General features: G+C 70.3%; 9 protein-coding genes. 2 read left to right on the top strand and 7 right to left on the bottom strand.

Annotated features, from left to right (window positions below):
* Together VKV26_16145 and VKV26_16140 are read right to left on the bottom strand one after the other, a co-directional pair.
* A partial coding sequence (locus VKV26_16145; protein ID HLZ71433.1) for an ABC transporter permease occupies nucleotides 1-954 on the bottom strand: 954 nt, incomplete at its 3' end.
* 2 nt (nucleotides 955-956) lie between these two features.
* Entirely contained in the window at nucleotides 957-1,757 is an 801-nt protein-coding gene (locus VKV26_16140; GenBank protein ID HLZ71432.1) for an ABC transporter ATP-binding protein, read from the bottom strand.
* A 317-nt stretch (nucleotides 1,758-2,074) separates the two neighbouring features.
* Here VKV26_16140 and VKV26_16135 point away from each other — a divergent pair, with 317 nt between their 5' ends.
* Nucleotides 2,075-3,259: a DNA polymerase IV gene (locus VKV26_16135; protein ID HLZ71431.1), complete on the top strand. Its 1,185-nt coding sequence runs from the start codon at nucleotides 2,075-2,077 to the stop codon at nucleotides 3,257-3,259.
* Here VKV26_16135 and VKV26_16130 read toward each other — a convergent pair.
* From VKV26_16130 to VKV26_16120, 3 genes are all read right to left on the bottom strand, one after another.
* A complete protein-coding gene (locus tag VKV26_16130; GenBank protein ID HLZ71430.1) occupies nucleotides 3,200-3,865 on the bottom strand; it encodes a hypothetical protein in 666 nt (221 codons plus the stop codon). The genes VKV26_16135 and VKV26_16130 overlap by 60 nt on opposite strands.
* Before the next feature lie 188 nt (nucleotides 3,866-4,053).
* Complete coding sequence (locus VKV26_16125) at nucleotides 4,054-4,944, bottom strand: ABC transporter permease subunit (protein ID HLZ71429.1); 891 nt, start codon at nucleotides 4,942-4,944, stop codon at nucleotides 4,054-4,056.
* Nucleotides 4,941-5,915, bottom strand: a complete 975-nt coding sequence (locus VKV26_16120) for an ABC transporter ATP-binding protein (GenBank protein ID HLZ71428.1) — start codon at nucleotides 5,913-5,915, stop codon at nucleotides 4,941-4,943. Before VKV26_16120 ends, VKV26_16125 begins: the two co-directional genes overlap by 4 nt.
* 219 nt (nucleotides 5,916-6,134) lie before the next feature.
* On the opposite strand from VKV26_16120, the gene VKV26_16115 reads away from it, so the two are divergent.
* Nucleotides 6,135-6,914 (top strand): class I SAM-dependent methyltransferase, encoded by a 780-nt coding sequence (locus tag VKV26_16115; protein ID HLZ71427.1) that lies wholly within the window; start codon nucleotides 6,135-6,137, stop codon nucleotides 6,912-6,914.
* A 307-nt stretch (nucleotides 6,915-7,221) separates the two neighbouring features.
* On the opposite strand, the gene VKV26_16110 is transcribed toward VKV26_16115, so the two are convergent.
* A complete protein-coding gene (locus VKV26_16110; GenBank protein ID HLZ71426.1) occupies nucleotides 7,222-7,842 on the bottom strand; it encodes an SH3 domain-containing protein in 621 nt (206 codons plus the stop codon).
* Nucleotides 7,839-8,798 carry a hypoxanthine phosphoribosyltransferase gene (gene hpt / locus VKV26_16105; protein ID HLZ71425.1) on the bottom strand — a complete coding sequence of 320 codons (960 nt, stop codon included), beginning with the start codon at nucleotides 8,796-8,798 and terminating at the stop codon, nucleotides 7,839-7,841. Before hpt ends, VKV26_16110 begins: the two co-directional genes overlap by 4 nt.
* Nucleotides 8,799-9,014: the final 216 nt, after the last annotated feature.

Here is a 9,014-nt window from a genome sequence, read left to right as displayed (position 1 = left end):
GCGCTCGGTGACGGAGACGATCATGATGTTCATGATGCCGATGCCGCCGACGACCAGCGAGATGCCGGCGATCGCGCCCAGCAGGATGGTCAGCACCTGCGTCACGCCGGTCTGCGTCGAGATCTGATCGTCCTGTGTCTGGATCACGAAGTCCGGGTCGGCGACACGGTGGCGCGCCAGCAGCAACTCGGTGATCTGATTCTTGGCGGCCGTCGTGCTCTTTGCGTTCGCGGCTTCGACCACGATCGAGCTGACGAAGGCGGCGCCGCGCGCGTTGAACTGGCGGAAGATCTGCCGTTGCAGCGTGGTCAACGGCACCAGCACCTGGTCGTCCACGTTAGCGAGCGGGCCGCCGCCCTTGCACTGCAAGACGCCGGCGACGTGCACCTGGAAGGGCCGGCCGGCGCGGATGCTGACGTCCTGCCCGGTCGGGTCCTCGGAGCCGAACAGCGACTGCGCCACGTTGCAGCCCAGCATCACCACGGCGGCGCGGGCGTTCATGTCGTCCTGCGTGAACCAGGCGCCGAGCGTCGCGGGGAAGTTGCGCACATCCTCGTAGGCGGGCGTGACGCCGTTGATCCGGGTCTGCACGTTCTGACCGTGATAGACGATCTGGGCGCGGAAGCCGATGTTGAGCTCGGGTGAGACCGCGGAGACGGCCGGTGCATTGTTCGGATCGGCGATCGCATTCGCGTCGTCGAGCGTGAGCGTGGGCTGGGTGCCGTTGCCCTGCGAGACCCCGCCCTGGTTCTGCGCGCCCGGCGTGATCGTGATCAGGTTGGAGCCCAGGCTGCGGATGTTTTTGGTAATCGCCGCCTGGGCGCCGCTGCCGATCGACATCAGCGCGATCACGGCGCCCACGCCGATCACGATGCCCAGCATCGTCAGGCTGGAGCGCAGCTTGTTCGCCGAGAGCGCCTCGATGGCCACGCGGATGCTTTCAAACGGATCCATCGTTAGCCGTCTCCCGCCTGTGCGGCCGTCCGCTCGCCGTGCTGCTCCGCCGGCTGGACGCCGTTCACGCCGGCGCCGGTGGTGATCTGCCCCAGGTGCTCGTGTTCGGCCTCGGCGTCCGCCGATCGCTTCGGGCTGGGGCCGTCGCGCACGATGTGGCCGTCGCGGATCGTCACGGTGCGCTTGGTGTAGGCCGCCACGTCCGGCTCATGCGTGACGAAGAGGACGGTGATGCCCAGCTCGGCGTTGAGCCGTGCGAACAGCCCCATGATCTCTTCCGAGGAGCGCGTATCGAGGGCGCCCGTCGGCTCGTCCGCCAGGATCAACGTCGGCTGCGCGACCAGCGCCCGCGCGATCGCCACGCGCTGCTGCTGGCCGCCGGAAAGCTCGCGCGGCTTGTGGTGCACGCGGTCGGCCAGGCCGACGGCATCGAGCGCAGCGATCGCGCGCTGGCGGCGGTCGCGCACGCCCTGGTACATCAGCGGCAACTCGACCTGCTTCACCGCCTCCACGCGCGGCAGCAGGTTGAACGACTGGAAGACGAAGCCGATCTTGCGGCTGCGCACGGCGGCCAGCTCGTCGTCGCTGAGCTGGCTGACCTCGGTGCCGTCCAGCTCGTAGGAGCCGGAGGTAGGCGAATCGAGGCAGCCGATGATGTTCATCAGCGTGGACTTGCCCGAGCCCGACGGCCCCATGATCGCGACGAACTCGCCGTCGTGGATCTCGAGGCTGACGCCGCGCAGTGCCTCGACGACCACGTCGCCCATGATGTAGCGTTTGACGATCTCGTTGAGCTTGATCATGCTCCGGTCACACGTGCTCCACCGGCGGCGAGTCTGCCGGCGGCTTTCAGTGTAGGATCAGACGGTTGCACAGATGTTAAGTGCTCATCATGCCCGGCGCTATGTCGCGCGGCCGATTTGCGCGTTGACAGTTCAGAACATCGGTTCTATCCTCCAATCAACAGGACAAACGTTCTATCCAGGAGGACGCCGATGTTCATCGCGCTGGTGCTGGTGCTCTGGATCTCCCTCGTCGCGCTGCACCTGCTGCGGCAGCAGCTCTCCGGTGACATTACCGGCGCCGGGCGCGACGCCTGAGCGGCCGGCAGGCGCCCGCCGTGCAGGCCGGCCCGCCGCCACAGTCGCCGGTCGATCCGCAGACGCGTGCCGCCGGCGAGCCGCCCTCCGCGAAGATCATCTACCTCGATGCGCGGTGGCCGGGCGCTAGCATGCCGCGCACGATCCTCCACGCCGATCTCGACGCCTTCTACGCCGCCGTCGAGCAGCGCGACGATCCAAATCTCGCCGGCAAGCCCGTCGTCGTGGGCGGCTCGCCCGAGGACCGCGGCGTCGTCGCGGCCGCGTCGTACGAGGCCCGCCGCTTCGGCATACGCTCGGCCATGTCGATGCGCACGGCCGTGCGGCTCTGCCCGCAGGCAGTGCGTGTGCCACCACGCTTCGGCGTCTACGGGGCCGTCTCCGGCGACGTGCACGCCGTCTTCCGCGAGTTCACGGCGCTGATCGAGCCGGTTGCGCTGGACGAAGCCTATCTCGACGTCTCGGAGGCCGTCGCGGGCGGCGCCGAGCCGGCGGCGCTGGCCCAGGCGCTCAAGCAGCGCGTGCGCGAGGCGGTGCGGCTGACGATCTCGGTCGGCGTGGCCGGAAACAAGTCGGCGGCGAAGATCGCCTCGGACCTGGGCAAACCGGACGGCCTCGTGGTGGTGCCGCCGGGCGGCGAGCGCGCCTTCCTGGCGCCGTTGCCGGTCGGGCGGCTGTGGGGCGTGGGGCCGAAGTCGCAGGAGCGGCTGCGGCGCTTCGGCGTGGAGACGATCGGCCAGCTCGCCGAGCTGGACCGCCGCATCCTGGCGCAGCTCTTCGGCCGCTGGGGCGACGCGATGGGCGAGCTGGCCCGCGGCAGCGACGACCGGCCCGTCAGCGCCCGCGAAGAAGTCAAACAGGTGAGCCGCGAGACGACCTTCGCAAGCGACGTCTCCGACCGGGCCGTGCTGCACGACGAGCTGCGCGAGCTCTGCGAGGGGGTGGGCGAGCGATTGCAGCGGCGCTCGCTGCGCGGCCGCACGGTGACGATCAAGCTGCGGCGGCACGACTTCGCCACGCGCACACGCCAGGCAACGCTGCCGGCGCCCGTGCAGACCGGGTCCGAGGTCTTCGCGGCGGCGCGGCGCATCCTGGACGCGGAGCTGGCGCCGGGAGAGCGGCTGCGGCTGCTGGGGGTGGGTGTCTCAGGCTTCGCCGATAACGCTCAGTTGCCGCTCTTTTCGCTCGACGACCCGCTCGACTGAGCGAGCGGCGACGGCGGACTCGAAGCGCAGCGCCGTGCGGATGCGCGACACCTGGCGCTCGGCCAGCTTCAACGCCTGGATCGGGCCGCCGTGCGGCCAGCGCCAGACCACGCCGACGCTGCCGAGCATATTCTGCACGCGGAAATCGACGCGGTAGAGCGTGAAGCGTACGCCGTCTTCGTCGAAGAGCAGGTGCACGCATTCGGTGTTGTCGGCGATATTGCGCGGGAAGAGGCGCTGGGCGCCCGGCAGATCGGCGTAGGCGAAGTCGTCGGTCAGCGCCTGCAGCGCGCCGGAACCGCGCCGGAAGCGGGCGACGCTGCTGTCCACCACGATCGGCACAGCGAAGCCGCTGCGACAGGAACCGGGTACGTAGCGTACGGCGAAGCCATCGACGCGGCCCCACTCTTCGAAGCGGCGGCGGCGGCGCAGCGGGTCCTCGCAGCGGGCGGCGATCGCCTCGTTCGTGTGCTCGGCCGTGTCGGCGAAGAGCAGCTTGAACTCCGGCAGATCGTCCGGATGCAAGGTCATGGCGTCGAGCGGAGGCAGGGAGAGGGCGGCGTGCGACGGCTGCACGGCGGCTTGCGGCCGAGCGGGTCGTGGCATCCAAGATGCTGCCGGGCGGACGCTGGTAGCCTGCATCAAGCGCTCCGAGGAGGGGCGTGCTGCGCCGTGTGAAACGGGAGCGCATCGCCGGAATACCAGCCTACTGTACGAAGCATGTTATGGTATGTCAACGGTTTGCGGGGCTGAACGCCACAAAATCTTTACGCGGTGGGCCCGGGCCACGCCGCTCAGAAGGCGAGCCGGCGATAGACGCGCACGACCAGCGCGGCGCAGACGGCGATCGTTGTCAGTTCGACGGCGAGCCAGGCCGGCCCCGCGATGTTGCGGTCGAGCGAGTGACCCAAAAACCAGCGCGCCACGTTCGGCCCGGAGAGCAGCGGGTCGATCAGCAGCGCATATTTGGCGGCGCCGCCGCCCACCGTGCTGGCGATGCCGGCCACAATCGAGATCACGATCGTGCCGCCGATCAACGCCCCCGCCGCGTAGCCCTTGCGCTCGGTGAAGGCCGATACAGCCAGGCCCAGCGCCGCGTTGAGCAGCGCCAGCAGCACCCCGCTCGCGAGGATGCGCGGCCCCTCGTCCCAGTGCGCCTGCCAGTAGACGCCGGGGTTCTGCGCCAGGCCGACGTTGGCGACCCAGAGCAGCAACGGCGGCAGCATCGCCACCAGCAGCAGGACCAGCGCTACGGCCAGCGCCTGCCCCAGCAGGTAGAGCAGCGGCGGCACGGGCGAGGCGTAGTAAAGCGAGAGCACGCGCTGGCGCCGGTCGGGGCAGAGCGCTTCCGAGGCGGCGAGCGCGGCCAGCAACAGTACCACCAGCCCGAGCCAGTTGAAGTAGCGCCAGTACGGCCAGAGCTGGTCGGCCGCCACGCGCCGCGAGATGTTGTCGCCGATCAGCAGCCGCAGGCCGGTGACGATGATGAAGGGCAGGAACGAGGCCGCCACCAGCAGGAAGGGAAAGACCTTGGCCGAGCCGGGACGCTTGAAGCCCAGGCTGCGCTTCATTGTGCCGATCATGATCGCGCGCAGGGCCGAGGGGATGCCGCGCCGCTCACCCGTGTAGTGCTGATAGCCGCGATCGACGATGCGCGCCCCGGCGGCGCCCTCCCGTGCAGTCATGGCGCCGCGGTCCTCGCGCCGTTGCCCGTGCCGGAAAGGAAGACCTCCTCCAGCGAGCGGGCGCCGCGCTTCAGGCGCGCCAGGCCGGCGCCGCTGTCGGCCGCGGCGTCGCGCACCGTGTCGAACACGGCCTCGCCGGTCAGCGGCACGCGCAGATCGCGGCCGCCGCCGTCGACGCGCAGCCCCGCCGCCCGCAGCCGCGCCACGAAGGCCGGGTTCTCCTCGATCAACTCGATCAGCAGCGTGTCGGTGTCGGCGAGCAGCTCGCGCAGGCCGCCCTGCGCCGCCACATGGCCGCGATCGAGCAGGATCACGGCATCGCTCACCTGCTGCACGTCGGCCAGCAGGTGCGAGGAGATCAGCACGTTGATGCCCATCTCGTGCACGACGCGCTGCACCAGCTCCAGCATCTGGTCGCGGCCCAGCGGGTCGAGGCCGTTGGTCGGCTCGTCCAGCAGCACGAGCTGGGGATCGTGCACCAGCGCCTGCGCCAGCTTCACCCGTTGCTTCATGCCGGTGCTGAAGCCGCCGATCGGGCGGTAGCGCTCCTCCGCCAGCCCCACCTGGGCCAGCACGTCGCTCGCCCGCTGCACGGCGATGCGCGGCGGCAGGCCGCGCACCTCGCCCATCTGCCGCACAAAATCCTGCGCCTGCCAGTCGTTGGGCAGGCAGTCGTGCTCGGGGAAGTAGCCGACGCGGGCGCGCACCGCCGGGCCGTGCGTGGCCGGGTCGAAGCCGAGCACGCGGGCGCTGCCGCCGCTGGCGGCGTTGAGGCCGAGCAGCAGCTTGATCAGCGTGCTCTTGCCGGCGCCGTTCTCGCCCAGCAGGGCGGTGCAACCCGGCTGCACGCGCAGACTGGCGCCGTCCAGCGCCCGCAGGCTGCCGTACGTCTTGGTCAGGCCGCTGGTGGCGACCAGCACCTCGCCCGGCGCCGTCGCGGCCGGCACAGCGTCATGCACGGCTGTCGTCATGCGCATCGCTCCCTCACAGCATTGTAGCGCGGACGGGGCAGCTCACCCCGCCCGGCGCCAGCGGCGGCCGTTTCGTTCGAGTGCGGTAGGCGCGCCGGCGCCGGCCTTGTGCCTGCACGCGAGACACGATACAACGAAGGCACGGGGCCGGGCCGCGACGCTGGATGAAGGCAGCCAGGTGCCGCGGCCGGTTTGCGTGTCGGCGCGCCCGGAGGTGGCATGGACGCGGCCCTCTATGAGCAGCATCAGCGCCTCGAGGATACGCACTGGTGGTTCCTCGGCCGGCGGCACCTGGTGCTGCGCGAGCTGCGGCGCCACGCCGGGCCGGACCCCGGCCCGATCCTCGACGTGGGCTGCGGCACGGGCGGCATGCTGCCGCACCTGCAGCGGATCGCGCCCGCCGTCGGGCTGGACAGCGCCGAGGAGGCCGCGCAGGCCTGCCGGCGCCGCGATGTCGCCTTCGTGCATGGCTGGGGGCCGCGGCTGCCCTTCGCCGACGGCAGCTTCGGCACGATCACCGCGCTCGACGTGATCGAGCACGTCTCCGATGACACGGGCATGCTGCGCGAGCTGCACCGCGTGCTGCGGCCCGGCGGCCTGCTGCTGATCACCGTGCCGGCCTATCAGTTCCTCTGGAGCCAGCACGACGAGTTCAACCACCATCAGCGGCGCTACCGCCGGCGCACTCTGCAACGCGCCGTGCGTCGGGCCGGCTTTGGCATCGCGCGCCTCAGCTACTACAACACCTTGCTGTTTCCCGCGGCCGTGGCCCGCAAAGCGATGATGCGCTTCCAGCGCGGCAGCGGGCCGGTGTCGCATTTGGAGGAGCTGCCCACGCCGCTGAACGCTCTGCTGCGGGGCGTGATGCTGCGCGAAGAGCCGATCGTCGCGCGCTGGGATCTGCCCTTCGGCGCCTCGCTGATCTGCGCCGCCCGCCGGCCCGCGGCCGCGTCGGCGCCCGTGCCCCGCAAGATCGCGGCCACGGCCGGCGCCGCCTGAGCCACGCCTAACGCCGCTTTGATGCGACATCGCCGCGCAGCGGCGATCTGAAGCAAGCCGCGTCTCCTTTCTCCTCGTGTGTCTCGTGTGTCTCGTGTGTCTCGTGTGTCATGAGCAAGGGTTGGACTGAGAAGAATCGGGCGCCCTCGAACACCCCTTCCCGCGTCGGGCCAGAGCGCAGCGCAACCGTCGGAGACTTCGCATGAGCGCCGCGCAACCGTCGCAGACCTGCAATGCACAGCCGAGCCTGAGCGAGGCAGGGGTAGGCCCGCGGCGCGGTGCCGTGCAGCACGGCGCACCTGGCGGCTCAGTGCACGACGGGGAGCTGGGCGGCGTCGCCGCTGGTGAGGCTCATCAGGTCCGCGGCCACCCAGGCCTTCTGATTGTTGTCCCAGACGATCTGCCACCAGGCGTTGTCCGCGCTGCGGCCGATGATTTCCACCTGCCGGCCCGGCGCGAGCTGGCCCACGGGCTGATTGTTGGTGCTGGGTGCGAAGCGCACGTTGGGCGCGCTGCCGCTGCGCGACACGCCGACGAACTTCGGCCCCGGCGTGCCCGTGCCCGTGGGACCGGGCGAGGCGCCGGGCGTCACCGTGGCCAGCGCCACGGCCGTGCCCGTGACGTTGGCGGCCGCGAGCGTGGGGTTTGCTGCCGCACCCGTGTTGGAGTTGGTGAGCGCGTCGATCGGGTTGCCGTTGCCCGGCTTCGGCAGGAGCTGCAGGATCACGAGGAAGGCAATCACCGTGGCCACCATGCCCACGATGATCCACAAGCCGCGCGCCCAGTGCGTCGAGGCCTCGAACATCAGCCGCTGCTCGCGCTGCGGCCGCGTACGCGGCGCCTGCGCGTGCTCGGTCAGCCGCTCCGGTGCTGCTTCAGCGGCAGCGTCCCGCTCCTGCTCCACATCCCGTTTGAACGGCGTCTTCACGACATCCCCTCGCTGCGCACGACGCCGATGTACGGCAAGTTGCGAAACTCCTGGCGGTAATCCAGCCCGTAGCCCACGGCGAACTCGTCGCCGATCTCGAAGCCCACGTAGTCCAGCGTCACGTTTGCCAGGCGCCGGGCGCGCTTGTCGAGCAGGGCACAGACGCTGACATCCGCCGGCCCGCGCTCTGCCAGGTACTGCAAGAGACGGTGCAGCGAGATGCCCGTGTCGACCACGTCCTCGACCACGATCACGCGCTGGCCGCGAATGTCTTCGTCCAGGTCCTTGGTGACGCGCAGGCGGTCGTGCTGCTCATCGTGCTCGTCGTACGAAGAGAGCGCGAGGAAATCGACGGTGATCGGCAGCTCGATCGCGCGCATCAGGTCGGCCATGAAGCAGACGACGCTGCGCAGCACGCCGACGAGTACCGGCCGCGAGCCGGCGAAGTCGCGCGTGATCGATGCCCCAAGCTCGGCCACGCGGCGCTGCACCTCGGCCTGCGAGACGAGCACGCGCGCCACCGGCGGCAGCACGCTGCTGTGGCGCGGGTCGATGCCGAAGCGCTCCAACAGGCGCAGGTAGTCGCGCCGGTAGAGCAGCTTGATGTTGATCTCCGGGTACAGCTCGCGCAGGCGGCGCAGCTTGCGGTTCTTGTAGGTGACGAGGCTCTGGCGCAGCGTTGTCAGCTCAACGTAAAGGTCGAAGGCCGGCAGATAGAAGTCGGGCGTGAACGCCTCGACCACGCGCTCCCCTTCACGGCGCAGCGGGAAGGAGCGCGGCTCGTACTGCCATTGCACCCCGTAGAAGTCGAGCAGGCGGGCGAACTGCGCCTCGCTGGGATGGGCGAAGGGCGATTCGACAGCGGACCGCGGCGGCGGCGCTGCGACGGGCGCGGCGCCCGCCTCGGGAGCGACGCCGGGCGCGTCCACCCCCGACTCCGTGTCCTGCTTCGCCATTCCGTGCCCGATCTCGCTCCCCGCCCCCGACGAGTGTAATGATGGCCATCGGGCGGGGTCAAACGGCGGCCGGCGGTGGGTGTGCCCAGAAGTTGTGGAAGCACGGTGCAGGGATGAGACGGAGGCGAGGCGTGGCGATGCAGTAGGGTAACGAGGAAAACAGAGCGACCGACCGTAGTGAGGACGGTCGGTCGCGCAGGAAGGGGCCGATGACTT

It is taken from the genome of Dehalococcoidia bacterium (assembly GCA_035310145.1).
Classification (GTDB): domain Bacteria; phylum Chloroflexota; class Dehalococcoidia; order CAUJGQ01; family CAUJGQ01; genus CALFMN01.
Note: the sequence above shows the minus strand (reverse complement) of the source record. Positions and strands in the feature narration are given on the sequence as shown.

Excerpts from the sequence above, each read along its gene's own strand:
- VKV26_16125 (HLZ71429.1), bottom strand. The coding sequence starts at position 4,944 with ATGACTGCACGGGAGGGCGCCGCCGGGGCGCGCATCGTCGATCGCGGC.
- VKV26_16120 (HLZ71428.1), bottom strand. The coding sequence starts at position 5,915 with ATGACGACAGCCGTGCATGACGCTGTGCCGGCCGCGACGGCGCCGGGC.
- VKV26_16130 (HLZ71430.1), bottom strand. The coding sequence starts at position 3,865 with ATGCCACGACCCGCTCGGCCGCAAGCCGCCGTGCAGCCGTCGCACGCC.
- VKV26_16140 (HLZ71432.1), bottom strand. The coding sequence starts at position 1,757 with ATGATCAAGCTCAACGAGATCGTCAAACGCTACATCATGGGCGACGTG.
- hpt (HLZ71425.1), bottom strand. The coding sequence starts at position 8,798 with ATGGCGAAGCAGGACACGGAGTCGGGGGTGGACGCGCCCGGCGTCGCT.
- VKV26_16115 (HLZ71427.1), top strand. The coding sequence starts at position 6,135 with ATGGACGCGGCCCTCTATGAGCAGCATCAGCGCCTCGAGGATACGCAC.